This is a genomic window from Candidatus Eisenbacteria bacterium, from assembly GCA_013140805.1.
Taxonomy (GTDB): Bacteria; Eisenbacteria; RBG-16-71-46; order RBG-16-71-46; family RBG-16-71-46; genus JABFRW01.
In genome coordinates this window covers 1-19,581 of the sequence record JABFRW010000207.1, presented here as the reverse complement: position 1 = coordinate 19,581, position 19,581 = coordinate 1, and the positions used below count along the sequence as shown (strand labels likewise).

The 19,581-nt window shown below is 67.0% G+C and carries 15 protein-coding genes; 6 read left to right on the top strand and 9 right to left on the bottom strand.

Annotated features, from left to right (window positions below; all coding sequences use genetic code 11):
• Positions 1-266: 266 nt before the first annotated feature.
• The gene (locus HOP12_15940; protein ID NOT35636.1) at positions 267-1,817 is read right to left on the bottom strand and encodes an Rne/Rng family ribonuclease; all 1,551 of its coding nucleotides are present in this window, start codon (positions 1,815-1,817) and stop codon (positions 267-269) included.
• Between the two features lie 33 nt (positions 1,818-1,850).
• Complete coding sequence (locus HOP12_15935) at positions 1,851-4,562, bottom strand: TIGR03960 family B12-binding radical SAM protein (GenBank protein NOT35635.1); 2,712 nt, start codon at positions 4,560-4,562, stop codon at positions 1,851-1,853.
• Between the two features lie 237 nt (positions 4,563-4,799).
• Between HOP12_15935 and HOP12_15930 the strand changes: the two genes are divergently transcribed.
• From HOP12_15930 to HOP12_15910, 5 genes are all read left to right on the top strand, one after another.
• Positions 4,800-5,495 carry a succinate dehydrogenase gene (locus HOP12_15930; GenBank protein ID NOT35634.1) on the top strand — a complete coding sequence of 232 codons (696 nt, stop codon included), beginning with the start codon at positions 4,800-4,802 and terminating at the stop codon, positions 5,493-5,495.
• The gene (gene sdhA, locus HOP12_15925) at positions 5,495-7,309 is read left to right on the top strand and encodes a succinate dehydrogenase flavoprotein subunit (GenBank protein NOT35633.1); all 1,815 of its coding nucleotides are present in this window, start codon (positions 5,495-5,497) and stop codon (positions 7,307-7,309) included. Before HOP12_15930 ends, sdhA begins: the two co-directional genes overlap by 1 nt.
• A gap of 8 nt (positions 7,310-7,317) precedes the next feature.
• A complete protein-coding gene (gene sdhB / locus HOP12_15920) occupies positions 7,318-8,070 on the top strand; it encodes a succinate dehydrogenase iron-sulfur subunit (protein NOT35632.1) in 753 nt (250 codons plus the stop codon).
• A 4-nt stretch (positions 8,071-8,074) separates the two neighbouring features.
• Positions 8,075-8,983 carry a hypothetical protein gene (locus HOP12_15915; GenBank protein NOT35631.1) on the top strand — a complete coding sequence of 303 codons (909 nt, stop codon included), beginning with the start codon at positions 8,075-8,077 and terminating at the stop codon, positions 8,981-8,983.
• A 95-nt stretch (positions 8,984-9,078) separates the two neighbouring features.
• Positions 9,079-9,816: a methyltransferase domain-containing protein gene (locus HOP12_15910; protein ID NOT35630.1), complete on the top strand. Its 738-nt coding sequence runs from the start codon at positions 9,079-9,081 to the stop codon at positions 9,814-9,816.
• 82 nt (positions 9,817-9,898) lie between these two features.
• Here HOP12_15910 and uvrA read toward each other — a convergent pair whose 3' ends face one another.
• The 4 genes from uvrA to HOP12_15890 form a co-directional block, all read right to left on the bottom strand.
• Complete coding sequence (uvrA, locus tag HOP12_15905; GenBank protein NOT35629.1) at positions 9,899-12,694, bottom strand: excinuclease ABC subunit UvrA; 2,796 nt, start codon at positions 12,692-12,694, stop codon at positions 9,899-9,901.
• A 135-nt stretch (positions 12,695-12,829) separates the two neighbouring features.
• On the bottom strand, positions 12,830-13,279 hold the full coding sequence (locus tag HOP12_15900; GenBank protein NOT35628.1) for an S-adenosylmethionine decarboxylase proenzyme: 450 nt from the start codon (positions 13,277-13,279) through the stop codon (positions 12,830-12,832).
• A 646-nt stretch (positions 13,280-13,925) separates the two neighbouring features.
• Positions 13,926-15,299, bottom strand: a complete 1,374-nt coding sequence (locus HOP12_15895; GenBank protein NOT35627.1) for a sigma-54-dependent Fis family transcriptional regulator — start codon at positions 15,297-15,299, stop codon at positions 13,926-13,928.
• Positions 15,300-15,304: 5 nt separating this feature from the next.
• Complete coding sequence (locus HOP12_15890) at positions 15,305-16,381, bottom strand: PAS domain-containing protein (protein ID NOT35626.1); 1,077 nt, start codon at positions 16,379-16,381, stop codon at positions 15,305-15,307.
• A gap of 209 nt (positions 16,382-16,590) precedes the next feature.
• Between HOP12_15890 and HOP12_15885 the strand changes: the two genes are divergently transcribed.
• A complete protein-coding gene (locus tag HOP12_15885; protein ID NOT35625.1) occupies positions 16,591-18,399 on the top strand; it encodes a hypothetical protein in 1,809 nt (602 codons plus the stop codon).
• A gap of 24 nt (positions 18,400-18,423) precedes the next feature.
• Here HOP12_15885 and HOP12_15880 read toward each other — a convergent pair whose 3' ends face one another.
• Genes HOP12_15880 through HOP12_15870 form a run of 3 tightly spaced genes read right to left on the bottom strand, consistent with a single transcriptional unit; the run spans position 18,424 to position 19,561 of the window.
• The gene (locus HOP12_15880; protein ID NOT35624.1) at positions 18,424-18,633 is read right to left on the bottom strand and encodes a twin-arginine translocase TatA/TatE family subunit; all 210 of its coding nucleotides are present in this window, start codon (positions 18,631-18,633) and stop codon (positions 18,424-18,426) included.
• Between the two features lie 15 nt (positions 18,634-18,648).
• Positions 18,649-19,077, bottom strand: a complete 429-nt coding sequence (locus HOP12_15875; protein NOT35623.1) for a LytR C-terminal domain-containing protein — start codon at positions 19,075-19,077, stop codon at positions 18,649-18,651.
• Positions 19,070-19,561: an HIT domain-containing protein gene (locus tag HOP12_15870; protein ID NOT35622.1), complete on the bottom strand. Its 492-nt coding sequence runs from the start codon at positions 19,559-19,561 to the stop codon at positions 19,070-19,072. The genes HOP12_15875 and HOP12_15870 overlap by 8 nt, the downstream gene beginning before the upstream one ends.
• Positions 19,562-19,581: the final 20 nt, after the last annotated feature.

Sequence of the window (19,581 nt, the reverse complement as noted above, 5' to 3'; positions counted from 1 at the left end):
CGCCATTACTCCAGTGAAGTTGAATCGCCATCGCGGGGGGGGGGGGCAACGGCGATGCAGGCGAACACGATCGGCCATGCGAGGAGTTTCATGGTGCGGTCCCTCTTGGGCCCTGCGGCATGACGAGGCGCATCCGTCGGCGGCCCCGGCCAGGCGGGTCCTCGAATACCTAGAATCGAGGCCAATACGTTGGACCCGCGGTGGGTCGAGCACAAGCTATTTTCTGCGCCCGAACGACCCCACGACCCGATCGAAAACGCGCTTCCCTACGTCCCCGGCACCGACCCGACCACCTGCTTCGTGATGTCGAGCTTCTTCTCGGTCAGCACGCGCATCTCGCCACGCTTCAACTGCGGATCGTCCTTGAGATCGACCGCCAGTTTGAAGCGCTTCTCGAGTTCGGTAAATCGGCGCGCCTCCTGCTCGACGAAGTAGAGCGCGATATCGGGCGACACCTTGAGAATGATGCGGCGCTCGCTGCCCATCGCCGAGACGCGACGCATCGCGCGCTCGAGCTTGACCAGCATGGTCTCCGGTGACGGTGTCTTGCCGAGTCCGCCACAGGTCGGGCAGTCCTCGGTGTAGTAGTGCAGCAGGCTCGAACGCTCGCGCTGGCGGGTCATCTCGATGAGTCCCAGATCCGAGACCGCGAATGCCTTGGTGCGGGCGCGGTCGAAGCGCAACTCCTTGCGTAGCTCATCGAGCACCGAGCGCTTGTTCGCCTCGATCTCCATGTCGATGAAGTCGATCACGATGATGCCGCCGATGTCGCGCAGTCTCAGCTGCCGCGGGATCTCCTTGGCGGCTTCCATGTTGGTGCGGAAGATCGTCTCTTCCTGGTTCTTCTTGCCGGTGAAACGCCCGGTGTTCACGTCGATCGCGACCAGCGCCTCGGCGTGATCCACGCAGATGTAGCCACCCTTCTTGAGCCACACCTTGCGCTCGAAGGTCTTCTCGATCTGCGCCTCGATGCCGAAGGCGTCGAAGATCGCCTCGCGCCCCTTGTAGAGCTGCACGCGATCGCGCAGTTCGGGCGACACGGTCTTGAGGTAGTTCTGGATCTCCGAGTAGGCGTTCTTGTCGTCGATGATCACCTCTTCGGTGTCTTCGGTGAACAAGTCGCGGATCAGGCTCGCGGTCATCTCCAGCTCGCGGTGCACCGGGGCGGGAGCGCGCGAGGTCTCGGACTTACGCTCGATCTTGGTCCACAGCTTGGCCAGGTACTTCACGTCGGCCGCGAACTCGGCGTCACCGTGGCCCTCGCCGGCGGTGCGCGCGATCAGGCCGACCCCCTTGGGCTTCACGTCGCTGATGATTGCCTTGATGCGCTGGCGCTCGGAGCGGTCCTCGATGCGTCGCGAAACGCCGACGTGGTCGACTCCCGGCATCAGCACGCAATAGCGGCCCGGCAGGCTGACCTGCTGCGTCACGCGCGGGCCCTTGGTGCCGATCGACTCCTTGGTGATCTGGACCAGGATCTCGTCACCCTTCTCGAGATGGTCCTCGATCTTGGGCACCGGCCCGCGGCGTCTCCGGCCGCCGGGCCCTTCGCCCTCCTCGACGTCGGACAGATCGTCGAGCGCTTCGAGCGACTCCGACAGATCGGAGGCGTGCAGGAAGCCGGTCTTCGGAAGTCCCAGGTCCACGAAGGCCGCCTGCATTCCGGGCAGCACCGCGTTGACTCGCGCCTTGTAGATGTCGCCGACGTTGCGGCGCTGGTCGGCGCGTTCGACGAGCAGCTCGGCCAGTTCGCCGCCCTCGAGGATCGCGATCCGGGTTTCGAATGCATCGGCGTTGATGATGATGGTCTGCTTCACGGTCGCCTCACGGCGCCGCGAATTCGCCTGTCCCTAGGCGCGGAGCGTCAGGAGTTCGAAGGCGTCGAGTCGGCGCCCGTCGTGCTCCAGCCACAACGCGGCCCGCTCGACATCGAGCGTCCGCGCATCTCCCTCGGGGAGGATCCGGGTCATCAACTCCTCCGGACGGACCGCCGCACGCGGCACGAAACGGACGTGCGCGTCGAGAACCGGACTGCCGTTCTCGTCGGTGATCTCCAGTGAAGCGATGGACGGACGAGCGTCGAATTCGCGTGCCTGATCCTCGCCCTGACGGCGCACCACCAGGTGCTCCCGACTGAGCAGATCGGCGACGCCGGCATCGAGACGCCGCGCGAAATCGGCGGCGGTCACGCTGGCTTCGGAGAGATAGCCGGCCGGGAAACGCACCCGGTAGCTGGCTCCGCCGAGCTGACTCATGAGCGAGGGAGTCTTGAAGAGAATGGGGCGATAGGTGGTGATTCGAAGTCCTTCCGGCAGCACGGCGTCGAGCCTGTCCTTCAGATCGACGCCTGGCGGCCGCGAGAACTCGAGATCGAACACCTCGGCCCGGGAACGATAGCCCAGTGGCAGTGGGGGCCCGAACGACATCTTCAAGTGCGGGTGATGCCCCTGGGTGAAGGCGAGCGGGAGTTCCGAGCGCCTGAGCGCCCGCTCCCACGTCCGCATGAGATCGAGATGGGACGTGAAGCGCATGAGCGCCCCCTTCTCGAACTGAATCCTGAAACGCGTACTGGTCTGAATTCCGAGCGCCGCACCGCCGTGCACCACGCGGTCGCGCGGGTGGACGAGGGTTCGCGGGCTGCCGGGCCGCCGCGTGCGGCGGCCGAACGAGGTCGCGGCGACCACGGCATTCGCCACGTCGATCTGAATCGGTGCATGCGGCTGCTTGACCCACGGCCGCTGCGGACAGGCGTCGACTCCGCAAGAGAAGCAGATGTCCTCGAGGCGACAGTCGTCGGTGATGCCGGCCTGATCGGCGCGCTTCTTCTCGCGCACCAGGAACTTCTTGGTGACCGGCGACTGCACGACGTCCCACGGCTGCTCCAGCTCGGTGGAGCGTTCGCGCAGGAAGCGCTCCGCGTCGAGGCCCAGGTCTACGAACACCTGCATCCAGGTGTGAAAGCGCAGGTGCTCGGTCCACGCATCGAATCGGCAGCCGCGCCGGTACGCCAGCTCGACGGCTGCGCCGAGTCGCCGATCGCCGCGCGTGAAAACGCCCTCGAGCAGCGAAGTCTCGGCGTCGCGGTACTTGAGCGTCAGGTGCTTGCCGCGCGCAGCCTCGCGCAGCACGCCGAGCCGCCGATTGAGTTCGGCGGTCGAAACCTGCTCGGCCCACGCGAACGGCGTGTGCGGCTTGGGGATGTGCGGCGACACGCTCACCGTGACCTTGAAGTTGCGATTGCCGACCGAGCGGGCACGTTCGGTGGCCCGGTGCCCGAGGTCGAGGATCGCGCGCAGATCGTCGTCGTTCTCGGTCGGGAGCCCGCACATGAAGTAGAGCTTCGCGCCGGTGTAGCCCTCGCGCGCCGCGGTGGCGACCGAGGTCAGCAGTTCTTCCTCGGAGTGATTCTTGTTGATGACGTCGCGCATGCGCTGACTGCCCGCTTCGGGCGCGAGCGTGATCGAGCCCCTGCGCTGAGAGGCGATGCGCTGCGCCACTTCGATGGGGACGTTGTCGGGCCGCGTCGACGGCAGGGAGAGCTGCACGCGCGACGCGCACAGCGCGTCGGCGAGCGCATTCACCTCTTCGACGATCTGAGTGTGGTCGGTGGTCGAGAGCGAGACCAGCGAGACTTCTTCGAGTCCGGTCGCCTGCAGTCCGCGCAGCACCTCTTCGAGCACCTGCTGGCCGGGCTTCTCGCGAACCGGGCGATTGATCATTCCGGCCTGGCAGAAGCGGCAGCCGCGCGTGCAGCCGCGCATGATCTCGACCGACAGGCGATCGTGCGTGATCTCGCCGACCGGCAGCAGCGGCGCCGACGGGTAGTACTCGCTCTTGAGCTCCTTGACCCACACCGACGACACGCGCGTCGGGTAGCCGGGGCGCGCCACCGGCGCGAGCCAGCCCTCGGGCGTCTCGCGGGTGTCGTATCCGGACGGCACGTAGATGCCGGGCGTGTTGCCGAGTTCACGCAACAGGCGCGGCCGCGACCAGTGTTCGCGCTTCGAGAGGCGCACGGTATCGACGACGCGATGGATGATCTCCTCGCCGTCACCGATCACGAACGCATCGATGAACTCCGCCATCGGCTCGGGGCTGAACGCCTGCGCGCCACCGGCGATCACCAGCGGATGCCGCGCCTCACGGTCGACCGAGCGCAGCGGCAAGCCCGCGAGCTCGAGCATCATGAGCACGTTGGTGTACTGCAGTTCGTACTGAAGCGAGAATCCGAGCACATCGAAGCCGTCGGCCGCGGCGTGCGACTCGAGCGAGAACAGCGGGATTCCCAGGCGCCGCATCTCAGCCTCGGCGTCCGGCCACGGAGCGAACACCAGTTCGGCGGCGGTGTCGGGACGCTGATTGAGCACGTGATGAATGATGCGGATTCCGATGTTCGAGAGCCCGATCTCGAACGCATCGGGGAACGCCATGAGCACCTTCACCTCGGCCGCGTCCAACGGCTTGCGAGGGGCGTGCAGCGCGTTGCCGAGGTAACGATTCGGCTTGGAAACGCGAGGCAGCAACTGATGCTGGACGATCTCGGGAAGAGACGTCGTTGTCATGGGTTCGAGACTCCGAGCCTGCCGGCGCCGGCCGCGTGAAACGAGGAACGCGCCCCCGCGGGAGGCGCGCGTGCGAGCGGCGCGTGGCACGTTAGCACAGGGGTCGGAGGCCTGCCACCCGCGCGCTGACGCGCGTTTTTAGCGGTCGCGTCGCCGCGTCGAGCGCCCGGTTTGGCCCCGCCTCGCATCTTCACTATGGTGTGCGCGACTCCGTCTGACACCTTGATGAGGGACGAGATGCGCGTTTCCGACTCCACCTACTACACGCTCAAGCGCCTGCATTCGCTGAGCGGCGTGGTGCCGATCGGCGCCTTCCTGCTCGAGCACTTCCTCACCAATTCCAGGGCGCTGCAGGGCGCCGCCGCGTTCGATCGCGCCGCGGCGGAACTCGCCGGACTCCCCTACGTGGTGCTGCTCGAGGCGGGCGGCATCTGGATGCCGATCCTGTTTCACATGGTGCTCGGCATCCTGATCGCGACCACCTCGCAGGCGAACCTCGATCGCCACGGCTACGCCCGCAACTGGCACTACAGCCTTCAGCGCTTCAGCGGGCTGTTCCTGGTGCTGTACCTCGTCTATCACACCTGGTCGACGCGCTTCAGTGCCGAGGCGATGTCGGCCCCGAGCCTGTTCGCCTACATGCGCGAGCATCTGTCGCATCCGGGCGTGTTCGCGTTCTACGTGCTGGGCGTGATCGCGGCGTGCTATCACTTCGGTAACGGGTTGTTCGGATTCGCGATCCACTGGGGGCTGGTGACGAGCCGCAGTGCTCAGCGTTGGGCCGGGCGCGCGGCGATGGCGGTCGTGGTGGTTCTGTCGCTGGTCGGGATCAACGCGCTGCTCGCCTTCACCGGCCACGGGCTCAACCTGTTCCAGAAGCACGCGCCGCCGCCCGCAGACGTGACGGTGATGAACGCCTCGGAGCATCGCTGATGGCCGAGACGCGGATCGCGGTCGTGGGCGGCGGGCTCGCGGGCCTCATGGCCGCGATCCGGATCGCCGAGGCCGGCGTGGCCGTGGATCTGTTCTCGGTCGTGCCGGTCAAACGTTCGCATTCGGTGTGCGCGCAGGGTGGCATCAATGGCGCCGTGAACGTGAAGGGCGAGAACGATTCGCCCGAGATCCACTTCTTCGACAGCGTCAAGGGCGGCGACTTCCTGGCCCACCAGCCGCCCGTCAAGGCGATGTGCTACGCCGCACCCGGCATCATCTATCTGCTCGACCGCATGGGCGTGACCTTCAACCGCACGCCCGAGGGCTTCCTCGACTTCCGGCGCTTCGGCGGCACGCTCCACCACCGCACCGCGTTCGCAGGCGCCACCACCGGGCAGCAGATGCTGTACGCGCTCGATGAGCAGGTGCGCCGCTACGAGGTCGCCGGCCTCGTGACCAAGTACGAGTCGTGGGAGTTCCTCGGACTGGTGAAGGACGACGGCGGCCGCTGTGTGGGGACCGTGGCGCTCGATCTGCGCAGCATGAAGCCGCGCGCGTTCCGCGCCGACGCAGTGATCCTCGCGACCGGCGGACCCGGACTGCTGTTCGGCCGCTCGACGAACTCGATCATCAACTCGGGCTCCGCTGCGGCTGCGGCCTACCGCGAAGGCGCGTGGTATGCGAACGGCGAGTTCATCCAGGTGCACCCCACCGCGATTCCCGGCGAGGACAAGCTGCGACTCATGAGCGAGTCGGCGCGCGGCGAGGGCGGCCGCGTGTGGGTGCCGAAGCAGGCCGGCGATCCGCGTGGACCGCGCGAGATTCCCGAGAGCGAGCGGTGGTACTTCCTCGAGGAGAAGTACCCGCGCTTCAAGAACCTGGTGCCTCGCGATGTCGCGAGCCGCGAGATCCACCACGTGTGCGTCGACCGCCGTCTCGGCGTCGGCGGCCGCAACGAGGTGTACCTGGACCTCACGCACCTCTCGGCCGAGGAACTCGATCGGAAGCTGGGCGGCATCATCGAGATCTACGAGAAGTTCACGGGTGACGATCCGCGCAAGATCGCGATGCGCATCTCCCCCGCCGTCCACTACTCGATGGGCGGGCTGTGGGTCGACTACGAGCGCACCGCCGACGGTTTCCTCGACCACGGGAGTACTCGCAACCAGATGACGAACGTGCCGGGGCTCTACGCGATCGGCGAGTGCGAATACCAGTACCACGGCGCGAATCGGCTCGGTGCGAACTCGCTGCTGTCGTGCGTCTACGGTGGCCAGATCGGCGGCCCGGCCGCGGTGGCCTGGACGCGCGCACAGGCGGGAAGCGTCGGCGAGCTTCCGAGCGCACCGTTCGAAGCCGCGGAGCGCCACTGGACGCGACACTTCGAAGCGCTTGCGAAGCGCGACGGTCCCGAGAATCCCTACGTCCTGTGGGACGAGATGGGCGAGCTGATGCTCGAAAACGTCACGATCGTGCGCGAGAACGCGAAGCTCAAGGCGACCGACGACAAGCTGCGCGAGTTGCGCGAACGCTGGGACCGTACGACCGTCCTGGATCACGGCTCGTGGGCGAACGGTCCGCTTTCGTTCCTGAATCAGCTCGAGAACATGCTGGAGCTGGCGCGGGTGGTCACGATCGGAGCGCTGCAGCGCGACGAGAGTCGAGGCGCGCACTTCAAACCCGACTTCCCGAAACGTGATGACGTGAACTGGCTCAAGACCACGGTCGCGATCGCGAGCCCCGACGGCCCGCGTTTCCGCTACGACCCGGTCGATACCTCGCTCGCCGCTCCCGTCGAACGCAAGTACGACTAGAGGACGCCATGGCTCGCACCACGATCGAGTTGCGCATCAAACGCCAGGACACGCCGACCGCGGCGCCCTACTGGGAAGAGTTCTCGATGCCGTGGCGGGCGAACATGAACGTGATCTCGTGCCTGATGGAAATCCGCAAACGCCCGGTCACCCGGGCCGGGCAGAAGACCACTCCGATCGCATGGGACGCGTCGTGCCTCGAGGAAGTGTGCGGCTCGTGCACCATGCTGGTGAACGGCAAGCCGTGCCAGTCCTGCACCCAGCTCGTCGACAAGCTGCCGGATGCGCCGATCGTGTTGGAGCCGCTCACCAAGTTCCCGATCGTGCGCGACCTGCAGGTCGACCGGACGCGGATGTTCGAGGGTCTGAAGCAGGTCAAGGCCTGGATTGCGATCGACGGCACCCACGACCTGGGTCCCGGCCCGCGCGTTTCGGAGTCCGAGCGCGAGATCGCCTATGCGTTCTCGCGCTGCATGACGTGCGGATGCTGCATGGAGGTGTGCCCGCAGTTCAACGACCGCTCGGACTTCATCGGGCCGGCTCCGCTCGCGCAGGTGCGGTTGTTCAACGCTCATCCGACCGGGCACATGAACGCCCGCGAGCGGCTCGAGTCGATCATGGGACGCGGGGGCTTGAGCGAATGCGGCAACGCGCAGAACTGCGTGGAAGTGTGCCCCAAGGAGATCCCGCTCACCGAGGCGTTCGGCGAACTCGGTCGCCAGACCACCGGGCTGTGGTTGAAGAAGCTGTTCGGGGGGTGATGCCGTGAGCGCTTTCGCCGACGATCGACACTCGGGCTCGAGCGATGTCGCCTACGAGCTCCTCGATGCGCTCGAGCGACACGCGACGATCGACGCGTCGGCCGACGCCGCCGGGTTTCGCGCCTCACTGCTCGCCTTCCTGCGCGAAGCGCAGAGTTCGCAGCCCTCCATGGCGCTCGTGCACCAGCTCGCGGCGCGCGCCCTCGAAGTGGCCGACACCGCCGCTTTGCGTGGAGTCCGGGTCGCCGAGGCTCGTGCCTCGCTGGTGGCCTCGTGCGATGCCGAACGCGAGGACCTGCGCGCCTCCACCGCGTCGGTGGTGCGCCAGGCCGCGCAACTCGTCGAGCGCCGCGGCGCATTCGTGGCCACGCTGTCCGCCAGCGCATCGGTACGAGAGGCTCTGCTCGAGGCGCATCGCAATGGCATGGCGCCCCGCGCGTTGATCGGCGAAGGCCGCCCGCGCCTCGAGGGTCGCCACATGGCCTCGGCACTCGCCAAAGCCGGCGTGCCGGTGTGGCTGGTCGCAGACGCCGCATTGCCGCTGCTGCTCTCGCAGGCGGCGATGGTGTGGCTCGGTGCCGATGCGATCACCGAACAAGGCGTGATCAACAAGATCGGCTCGTTCGCCGCCGCACTCGCGGCGCGCGAGCACTCGGTGCCGGTCTACGCGCTCGCGACCCGTCGCAAATTCCTGCCGGCGGCGACCGGCGCACTGGGCATCGCCGAACAGTCGCCGGGCGAAATCTGGGAGTCGCCGACTCCCGGCGTCGAGCCGCGCAACGTGTACTTCGAGCTTGTGCCGCTGCCGCTCCTGCGCGGCGTGGTGGTGGAGGACGCCGTTCTGGGTGGGAGCGAAACTGCGATCACGGCACGCGATCGCCCGCTTCCCGAGGTGCTCGCCCGGCCGTTCTGAAGTCGGGCGACCACGCGACAAAGTTCGGGGCACCCGACGGTGCCTCGCCTATAGTCGTGCTCCGCGTCCGCCGCCACACTGAGGAGTTTCCGATCGTGTCGAGCCAGTCCCCGAGCGCCATCGAGCTCACCGACCACAGCCTGCGCACCCGCGTGCTGTGGTTCGTCCGGAAGCTCGGACTCATGGGACTCGTCAATCGACTCACGAATCTGTGGCTCTCGGGGGTCAAGCTCGCGTGCCGGGTGACCGGGCGCGACCCGCTCCAGGCGATCTACGGGGCGGGGTATTTTCGAGCCGAAACGAACATGACGCTTCCCACCGCCGAAGTCGTGGTCGACTTTCTCATGCAGGAGTTCACGCCCCGGTCGGTGGTGGATGTCGGGTGCGGAACCGCGGTCTATCTGGCGGGATTCGAGAAGCGCGGGGTCGCGGTGCTGGGCTACGAAGGAAGCCGACCCGGCATCGAGAACGCGCTGATCGATCCGGCGAAGATCGAGCAGCACGATCTGACTCGCGACCTCGTGGCACCGCGTGTCTTCGATCTCGTCACCTGCTTCGAGGTCGGCGAGCACCTCCCGGCCACTTTCGCGTCGACACTCGCGCGCAGCCTCGCCGGACTCGGCCCGGTGATCGCGTTCAGCGCCGCACAGCCGGGGCAAGGCGGCGTCGACCACGTCAACGAACAACCGCCGAGCTACTGGGTCGAGAAGTTCCGGGAGGCCGGCATGGTGTGGGACGAAGCCGGAACCCGGCGCGCGCGCGAGCGCATGACGTCGCTCGGGTGTCCATGGTGGCTGCGAGCGAATCTGCTGGTGCTGAGGCGAAGCCTGTAGCCTGACCCGCTTTCGTGGGAGCTGTCGACCGCGGCGAGGTTCTGACCGCCGCCGGCCCGCGGCTCCCGGTCATCGGAGCGAACTACGTACGCGCTTCGGCCGCGCGCAGCATCTCCGCCGCCAGAAAGCGCCCGGTCCATGAGCGCTCGACCGCCGCGATGGCATCCGGAGATCCCTCGGCCACGATCTCGCCGCCGCCGTCTCCCCCGTCGGGCCCCAGATCGATCACCCAGTCCGAATTCCGGATCAGGTCCAGGTTGTGCTCGACCACGACGACCGTGTCGCCACGGCCGACCAGATCGTCGAGCACTTCGAGCAGCCGCTGGACGTCGGAGAAGTGCAGTCCCACGGTCGGCTCGTCGAGCAGGTAGAGAGTCGTTCCCGCCCCCCGTTCCGCCAGCTCGCGCGCGATCTTCAACCGCTGCGCCTCACCGCCCGACAACTGGGTGGCGGGCTGACCGAGCTTGAGGTAGCCGAGGCCAACCCGGCGCAAGGTCTGCAGCGTGCGCGTGAACCGCGGCTCGCGGCCGAAGTGCTCGAACGCCTGATCGACGGTGAGATCGAGCGCTTCGCGGATGTTGACTCCGCGGTAGCGAACCTCGAGCACCTCGGGCCGGAAGCGATCTCCGCCACACACCTCGCACGGCACCTGAAGGTCGGCGAGGAAGTACATCTCGACCTTCACCCAGCCGGCCCCCTCGCAGGAATCACAGCGCCCACCCGCGGTGTTGAACGAGAACGCGCCGTCTTTGAGCCCTCGCGCCAGCGCGGTCGGCTGCGCGCCGAAGATTGCACGCAGCGGCGCATAGGCATCGATGTAGGAGACCGGACACGAGCGCGGCGTGCGGCCGATCGGGCTCTGGTCGACCATCACGACGCGTTTGAACGCCTGCAGCCCGGTCACCGTGCCGTGCGCGCCGGCCGGTTCCTCCTCGCGACCTTCCAGGACCCGTCGCGCGACCCGGTAGAGGATCTCGTCGACCAGGCTGCTCTTGCCCGACCCCGAGACACCGGTGACCGCGGTGAGCCGCGCGGTCGGGATTCGCGCGGTGACGTGCTTCAGATTGTGGTGGGTCGCGCCTTCGATCGTGATGAAGGCGCGCGGCTCCGCCTGGACTCGCGCTCGCGTGACGCGTTTCTCGCCGCGCAGGTAGCGCGCCGTCTCGGTATCGAGCCGATCGAGCGCCGCACCCGCCGGACCGCTGTAGAGCAGCTCTCCGCCCAGGCTTCCGGCGCCCGGTCCCAGATCGACCAGGTGGTCGGCGGCGCGCATCAGAATCGGCTCGTGCTCAACGACCACGAGCGTGTTTCCGCGTGCCGCCAGCTCGTCGAGCATCTCGGTGAGCCGATCGCTGTCACGCGGATGCAGCCCGACGGTCGGCTCGTCGAGCACGTAGAGCGTATCGGCGAGGTTGGCGCCGAGCGCGTTCGCCAGCTCGATGCGTTGCGCCTCTCCACCCGACAGCGTTCGGGTCATGCGATCGAGCGTCAGGTAGCCCAGATCGACGCGGCGCAGGAAGCGCAGTCGTGAGTCGATCTCGACCAGCACCGGACCCGCGATCGCCTGCGCCTCGCCGCCGAAGCCGAGCCCCGCGAACCACGCGGACACGTCCGACACCGAGAGTGCCGCGACCTCGGCGATGTTGAGGTCGCCGACCTTGACCAGCAGCGCCTCGCGGCGCAGTCGAGTGCCCCGACAGTCCTCGCATGGCAACGCCGTCTGATAGCGCTTGACGATGAAGCGATTGCCCGCCTTGTAGGACTTGGCCTTGAGTCGCTCGAGGAACGGCAGCACGCCGCGAAATCCCTCGCCGCCTTCGAGCAGCAGCTTGCGGTGCGCGGCCGACAATTTGCGCCACGGCGTTTCGAGCGACACTCCCTGCTCCTTCGAGAGCTTCTCGAGCCGCGGCCATGCCAGCTTTCGCCACGAACGGGCCCACGGATCGAGCGCGCCTTCGCGCAGCGATTTCGCAGGATCGGGCACGATCAGCTCCGGCGTGAAGGTCAGCACGTTGCCGAAGCCGCGGCAGGTCGGACACACGCCGAGCGGACTGTTGAACGAGAACAGACCGGGCTCCGGGCGCATCGCCGGCGTTCCGCACTGCGAGCACTCCCAGCGCTCGCTGCGCGTGAGCGGTGCCTGACCCTCGAGCCGCAGCTCGAGACGGCCCTCGCCGCGGCGAAACGCCTGCGCGCAGGAATCCGCCAGCCGCTCACGCTCGGCGGGCTCCCAGGTGAAGCGATCGACCACGAGCGCGATCCGCGATGCGCCACGCGGCATGCGCGGCGCCGGATCGAGTTCGTGCACGACGTCCCCGATCGCGATGCGGGTGTAACCGGCCTTGAGAAGGTTCGCGGCCTGTTCGGGCCACTCCACGCCCGATCGCACCGCGAGCGGCGCAAGCACCAGCAACCGCGCCCCTGCCGGCCATGCGTCGGCCTCGCGGGTGATCGACTGCGGGCTGTCGGCGGCGACTTGCCGCCCGCAGTTCCCGCACCACACGGTACCGAGTCGCGCGAACAGAATGCGCAGGTAATCGTGGATCTCGGTCGATGTCGCGACCGTCGAGCGCGCACTGCGCGCCGGAGCAACCTGCTGGATGGCGACAGCAGGCGTGAGCCCGTGGATGGAGTCCACGTCGGGGCGCGGCAGGCGTTCGAGGAACTGGCGCGCATAGCTCGAAACGGACTCGACGTAGCGCCGCTGACCCTCGGCGTAGAGCGTGTCGAACGCGAGCGACGACTTGCCGGAACCCGAAACACCGGTGATCACGGTGAGCCCGCCACGTGGCAGATCGAGGTCGAGATTGCGCAGGTTGTGCTGGCGCGCGCCGCGAATCGCGATCACGCCGGGCGGTGCCGGGGGCGGGGATTTCAAGACGGGTCCTTCGGCGAGGGGGGCTCGGAGCGGCGGCCGCATCCGCGCGCGACTATAGCAACGCCGCCAAACGCGCGAACGGCCCGCTCGTCCGTGAGCGGGCCGTCGCAAGACAGGAGGTAGTGACGGCCAGCCCTAGCGCGAGACCCCCAGTCCCATCGAACGCGCCGAGACTCGGCGCCTTTCCTGCTCGACCAGCTGGCGGCTGTCCCCGAGGTTCTTCGGGAACTCCAGACCGCGGTCGAGGAGCCTCCAGTCGACGCGGCGCGGCGAGAACGCACCGGTCAGCTCGCGCAATGCATCTTCGACGTCGAAGTCGTTGCACGAGAAGATGTCGACGTTGATGAACTTCCGCTTCGGAAAGGTGTGGATGCTGATGTGGCTCTCGGCGATCAGCACGAAGCCCGACAGACCTTCCATTCCGGGCGCGCCCGCATGGCGGAACACGTACGGCGGCATGATCTTCGTCATCTGAATGCGCTCCGGCAGGCCGTCGAGCAGGCCGTACAGCCCCTGCAGATCGCCGAGGCGATCCGGCGGACAGCCATAGGCGTCGAAAACCAGATGTGGCCCAAAACCCGTCATGACAAGGTCTCCCCTCGCGTCCCGCACTCGCCGAGAGGGATCCTTGGGCCGCGAGCGACGATACCGCTCTTACCCGAGGGGATCCTTTGGATCGGATCGAAACTGGAGTCCGCTCGCCAGTTCTTGGGTCGCAGCGCCCTCAAGCAGTCGGGGACCGGTCGGCGATGGGCGTCGACCGATCCCCCAAGGACGTGCCAGGTCCGGAAGAAGTCGTTACTTCTTCTTCTTCGCAGCCTTCTTCTTGGTGCCCTTCTTCTTCGCAGCCTTCTTCTTGGCAGCCATTCTCGAATCACCTCCTCATGAGTTGCTTCGAGCGGCGATAGCTTTGTGCACTCGCCGGGGACATGCGATGGGCGCCGAAGCGCCCGGGCGGCACATTCGCATCGCATGAATGCGCTGCGTGGCCTTGCATGGAGATAGATGCAGCCGTCGTGCCACGAACGTGCTTCGCGACGAAGGTTGATCGTAAAGCGTTGCGATCATTGATTACGTCGAGGCGCAGCGTCGTCGTCGCACAAAAAAAACGCGCACGCATGCACGCGTGCGCGTCGTTCGACTGTCAACTTCGTGATGAGTGATTCGCGCGAGCGATGATTCGATCAGCAATCGCGCACGTTGCGTGCGTGTGTCCACTTCCTAGTGGGTGTCAAGACACTTGACGACCGGCGCTCTCATCGAGTCTCAGTCGTCGAAGTTTTTCGATCAAGCCCTGACGCGAGATGCCGAGAATGCGCGCGGCGCGACTCTTGTTGCCGGCGGTGAGTCGCAACACTTCACTGATGTGATCCGCTTCCATCTGCGCGAGCGTCGGCAGTCCGATGTGCTCCGAGTCGGACGACACGCGGCGACCTGCGAGTTCCGGCGGCAGATGATCGACGTCGAGCAGCGTGCCTTCTTCGAGCAGCACCACGCGCTCCATCAGATTGCGCAGTTCGCGCACGTTTCCGGGCCAGCGATACGACAGCAACACCTGCTGCGCGGCCGGTGACAGATCCTCGAACTGTTTCGAGAACTTGCGCGCGAACTCCTTCACGAAGTGGCGCGCCAGCAGCACGACGTCCTCGGCGCGATCCCGCAACGCCGGCAGGTGGATCGCGACCACCTTGAGTCGGAAGTAGAGGTCGCTGCGGAACCGGCTCGCACGCACCTCGCCCTCGAGATCTTTGTTGGTGGCGGCCACGATGCGGATGTCGACGCTGATGTCCTGCGCGCCCCCGACCCGCTTGAACTGACGCTGGTCGATGAACCGCAGCAGCTTGGCCTGGGTGGGCAGCGACATGTCGGCGACTTCGTCCAGGAACAATGTGCCGCCGTCACACAGCTCGATCAGCCCCTTCTTCAGGTCGCTGGCGTCGGTGAAGGCGCCCTTCTCGTGACCGAACAGCTCGTTCTCGAGCAGGCTCTCCTGAAAGGAGGAGCAGTTGACCTCCATGAGCGGAGCCTGACCACGATCACTCTTGTAGTGGATTGCACGAGCGACCAATTCCTTGCCGGTACCGCTCTCGCCGGTGATCAGAACCGAGGTCGCCTGGCTGCGCACCACCTTGTCGATGAGGTCGCGCACCTGAGCGATCGGCCCCGACTCGCCGATGATCTCTTCACCGGTGTACTGGCGCCACGCCTGCCGGCGGTACAGATCCAGCTCGCTGGCCTGGCGAAAAGTCTTCTTGGCGGCCTCGACCGCGAGCTTGATGTCCTCCAGCTCATAGGGCTTGCGCAGGAAGTCGGCGGCTCCGAGCTTCATGGCGTCGACCGCCGACTGAACGTCGCCGAATGCCGTGATCACGATCACCTGCAGCAGCGAATCGACCTGCCGGACCCGCCGCAGCACCGACAGGCCGTCGGTGTCGGGCAGCCGCATGTCGAGGATCATGATCTGCGGCCGCACCTCCGCCACCTTCTGAAGCCCCTCGGCGCCGGTGCTCGCGGTCTCGACGGTATAGCCACTCTCCCGCAGCACCTTGGCGAGCGACTTTCGAATGAGGAGCTCGTCGTCGACCACCAGCACGGTCATGCGCATGCGGGTCACTCCTCGGGCTTGCCTGGCGGCTCGGCCGGCACCGGGAACGACACGCGGAACGTGGCGCCCCCCGAGGGATTGTTCTTGGCGGTGATACCGCCGCCGATCTCCCGCATGATCTGCACTGAAATCGGCAACCCGAGCCCGGTGCCCATGGATCGGGTGGTGAAGAACGGATCGAAGATCTTTTCCATCAGCTCCTTCGGAATTCCGATGCCGGAATCGCGGAACGAAACGTCGACGAGCGGCCGACGGCTGCGGTAGCGCCGGATTCCGGTCGTCACGGTCAGTTCGCCACCTTCCGGCATCGCCTGAATCGCGTTCAGGCACAGGTTGAGGAATACCTGCTGGGTGAGATCGGGGTCCGCGTACACCAGCGCCAGATCGTCGGTGAATTCCTTGATGAGCGCGACCTGGGCGTCGCCGGCCTGCAGCTCGATGATGTCGAGCGTCTTCTCGAGCACCAGTTGCAGATCGCACGGCTGGGAGCGCGCCGCGGGGGGGCGCGCGAACATCAGCAGCCCGGTGATGATTTGTTCGATGCGATCGAGCTCCGTGATCACGTCCTCGAGGTCCTCGCGCCGCGGATCGGAAGGCTTGAGCTTGGAGCCAACGAATTGGACCGTGGTGCGAATCCCGGTCAACGGGTTGCGAATCTCGTGTGCGACGTAGGCGGACAGCTCACCGAGCGACACCAGGCGGTCGATCTTCTTCTGGAACTCGCCCTCGTCGGTCTCGGCGATCGTCTCGGCCAGCACCACCGAGCCGAGCACGTCGCCCTCCTCATTACGGAGTGGCATCGATTCGGCGCGCAGCGTGAGCTGCCGGCCCTCGGACTCCAGCCGGAAGTCGCGCGGCTCCCGTGACGTCCCGCGCAGCCAGCGCGCCTCGGCGCCCGGAAACAGTCGGCTGCCCGGAGTTCCGAGCAGTCCTTCCGGCTCGGCGCCCACCAGCTCCTCGATCCAGCGATTGGCGTAGGTGACCTTTCGATCGCGGTCGAGCGCCACCACCCCGTGATCGAAGGTGTCGAGCACCTGAGCCGCCAGCGCCGCATGAGGGACCCCGACGTCGGGTTCGATCACCGGCGGGGGTTCGGCGGGTCGCTGGATGGAGTCGGCGCGCGTGGTCACGGGGAGCCCAGGTTGGAAGGCGAAACCTCTTGGGCGCAAGCGGTAGCACACACCTTCGGTACCCGCAATCGAAACTGGCGGAGTCCGAGCTCACACTGCTATTCTCGCTCGCCTTCCTGAGACGTTCCACGGCTTCGGCCGCCCCATACGGAGTCCCGACGATGTTGAGATACCTGCGCATGGGCAACAAGCGCATCAAGTTCGTGTGGTGGGCGCTGATCATCCTCACCGTACTGACCTTCGTGACGTTCTTCGCCGCCGGCTACGATCCCAGCTCCGGCCAGCGTGCCGATGGCTCGCTCGGCAGCGTGAACGGCACCCCGATCACCCGCGAACAATTCGCGCTCGTGCTCGAGGAAGCCAAGAACCAGTATCGCGGCCAGTTCGGCGGCGACCCGGCGGATCAGGACGCCATCACGCTGCAGTCGCAGGCGTGGCGCGGCGTCGTGACGCAGCGCCTCATGCAGCAGCGCGCGAAGTCGCTGGGCCTCGGAGTGTCCGACGCCGAGATCACCTGGACGCTCAAGAACCTGCCGCCCCAGATGCTGGCGTCGTTGCCGGACTTCCAGACCAACGGCAAGTTCGACATGGCGAAGTACCAGACGGCAGTCAACGATCCCAGCGCGAGCTGGTGGGCGCCGTTCGAAGAGATGACGCGCGAGCAGCTGCCCCCGCGCAAGCTCCAGGAGCGGCTCGCCGCATCGCTGAAGCTGTCGGAGCCCGAACTGCTCGAGCGCTTCCACGAGGCGGTCGACCGCGTCGAAGCCACCGTCGTGATGGTGACCGGAGCGCTCAGCGCGCCGGCGCCCGAGGTCCAGGATGCCGATCTCGCCAAGGCCTACGAGGCTTACAAGAATCGCTTCTCGGCACCCGCCCGCACCCAGCTCGAAGTGCTGCGCATTCCGCGCAAGTTTTCGGACGAGGAAGTGCGCGTGGCGCGCGAACAGGCGCACAGCATCTCGACGCGCTCCCGGGCCGGCGAGTCCTTCGCGGCGCTGGCGCGCGACTATTCGCAGGGACCGGGTGCCGCGCAGGGCGGCGAGATCCAGCGCATGTTCCAGCCGATGGAACTCGGCCCCGAACTCGGCCCGAAGGTGATGCTCGCCGACACCGGAATGGTGTTCGACCCGATCGAGCAGAACGGCCGCTTCATCATCGTAAAGCTGCTTCAGAAGTCGATGACGCCGTCCCCCCAGGTCAAGGTCGCGCAGATCATGATCAAGGCGCGCCAGAGCGAGGACGCGCTGCGTCTGCAGCTCGAGTCGGCGGTCAAGATCCGTTCGCGCGCGGTGTCGGTCGGGCTCGCGAAGGCGGCGACCGAAGCCGGCCTGGCGACGACCAAGTCGAGCTTCTACGACTACAACAACACCCCTCAGGACCTGGTGGACTTCCCCGACGCCGCGGACTGGGGTCTCTCGCACAAGAAGAACGAGGTCAGCCCGGTGTTCCAGGGACTCGACGCGTTTTCGATCGTCGCGGTCGCCGGGCAGTACGAAGCCGGCCCCACGCCGCGCGCCGATCTTGAAGAGCAGCTGCGGGTGCTGGCTCAGAACCTCAAGCGTGTCGATGCCGCCAAGCCGCTCGCCGATCAGGTTGCGCAGGCTCTGAAGAGCGGACAGACGCTCGAGCAGGCGGCCGCGGCAGCCGGCCAGGTGCCGTTCAAGATCCCGGCGATGACGCGGTTGCAGCCGGATCCGAGGCTTGCGAACGCTCCGGAGGTCGCGGGCGTGCTGTTCGGTGCGCCGCTTGGAAAGCCGATGGGTCCCTATCGCACGCCGGGCGGCTGGTTCTTCGTGCGCGCCGACGCGCGGGTACTCGCCGACACCACGCAGCTCAATCCGCAGTCGCGCGGTCAGATCACGCAGGAACTGCTCGGTCGCCGGCAGAACGAGTTCTTCGGCGGCTGGGTCACCACGCTGCGGCAGGGCGCAACGATCAAGGACGGTCGCCCCGAGACGAATCAGCGCTGAGGCTCACGGGCCTCGGCGCGCGGTTCAGACGATCGGCTTGTTGTCCGGCGGCTTGGTGTCGTTCTTGCCGCTGTCGTCGCGCGTGAGTTCGTCACCGATCTCGCGCTGCGCCTTGCGGAACTCGCGCATCGCCTGCCCGATACTCTTGGCCATCTTGGGGATCTGGCTCGGTCCGAACACGAGCAGAATGATGAGAAAGATGATCCCGAGTTCCTGGCCGCCCAATCCGAACACCGCGTGCCTCCTTCGTCAGTCGAGATGGAGCCGGCTTCGGTCGCTGCCGATCACCACCGTTACTTCCGCGTCGTCCGCGTCGCGGGCCTGCCGGATCACCGGCAGATCCCCGAGGTAGCGCGCGACCAGCTTCGCGGGCGCCACGTTCTCGCGCCGCGCCACCACCATGGTGGCGAAGTAGTCCGAGCGCTCGGCGTTACGCACCTCGGTGACGTGGAAGCCGCCCTGCCGAAGCGCTGACGCGACGCGCGCGCCGATGCCGCCCTCACCCGAACCGTTCAGCACCTGCACCCGCACCACCCGCCGATGATCACCCGATACGGGAGCTCGCGTGCGCGGTCCGAACGCCGTGAACGCCCACGACAGTACCAGCGCACCCACCACCAGTGCGAGCGTGACCATGCCGGCGCGCGCCAGGCGCTCGCCGAGGCGCGACTTAGCCACGACGGGGCGCGAGTCCCGCGATCGCGCCTCGCAAGCGCGTCCAGGTCTCGCCGAGCGATTCGGGCAGCACCTTGGTCTCGGCGATCACCGGCATGAAGTTGGTATCGCCGTTCCAGCGCGGCACCAGGTGCAGGTGAAGGTGATCCGGAAATCCCGCCCCCGCGACGCGACCGGCGTTGGCTCCGTAGTTCAGGCCGTGCGGCCGGTACTCCTTCGCGATCGCGCGCTCGGCGAGTGCGGTCAGATCGAGCCAGTCGGAACGCTCCGAGGGCGTGAGCTCCGCGACCGTCCCGACGTGGCGTCCGACCGCGACCATCACGTGTGCGGGGTTGTAAGGGTAGCGATTGAGCATCAGCAGTGCTCCCGGCCGACGCGCCAGCACCAGGTGGGCGCGATCGGTTCGCGTCCGCAGCACGGCGCAGAACAGGCAGCCCTCGATCGCCTCGGCGCCGCGAATGTAGCGCCCGCGCCAGGGCGCCCACAGGCGCGCGAGCGCGGCGCCGC

Bases quoted from the DNA above. Each gene is read 5' to 3' on its own strand.
- HOP12_15935 (NOT35635.1), bottom strand. From the start codon at position 4,562: ATGACAACGACGTCTCTTCCCGAGATCGTCCAGCATCAGTTGCTGCCT.
- HOP12_15930 (NOT35634.1), top strand. From the start codon at position 4,800: ATGCGCGTTTCCGACTCCACCTACTACACGCTCAAGCGCCTGCATTCG.
- sdhA (NOT35633.1), top strand. From the start codon at position 5,495: ATGGCCGAGACGCGGATCGCGGTCGTGGGCGGCGGGCTCGCGGGCCTC.
- sdhB (NOT35632.1), top strand. From the start codon at position 7,318: ATGGCTCGCACCACGATCGAGTTGCGCATCAAACGCCAGGACACGCCG.
- HOP12_15900 (NOT35628.1), bottom strand. From the start codon at position 13,279: ATGACGGGTTTTGGGCCACATCTGGTTTTCGACGCCTATGGCTGTCCG.
- HOP12_15895 (NOT35627.1), bottom strand. From the start codon at position 15,299: ATGCGCATGACCGTGCTGGTGGTCGACGACGAGCTCCTCATTCGAAAG.
- HOP12_15885 (NOT35625.1), top strand. From the start codon at position 16,591: ATGTTGAGATACCTGCGCATGGGCAACAAGCGCATCAAGTTCGTGTGG.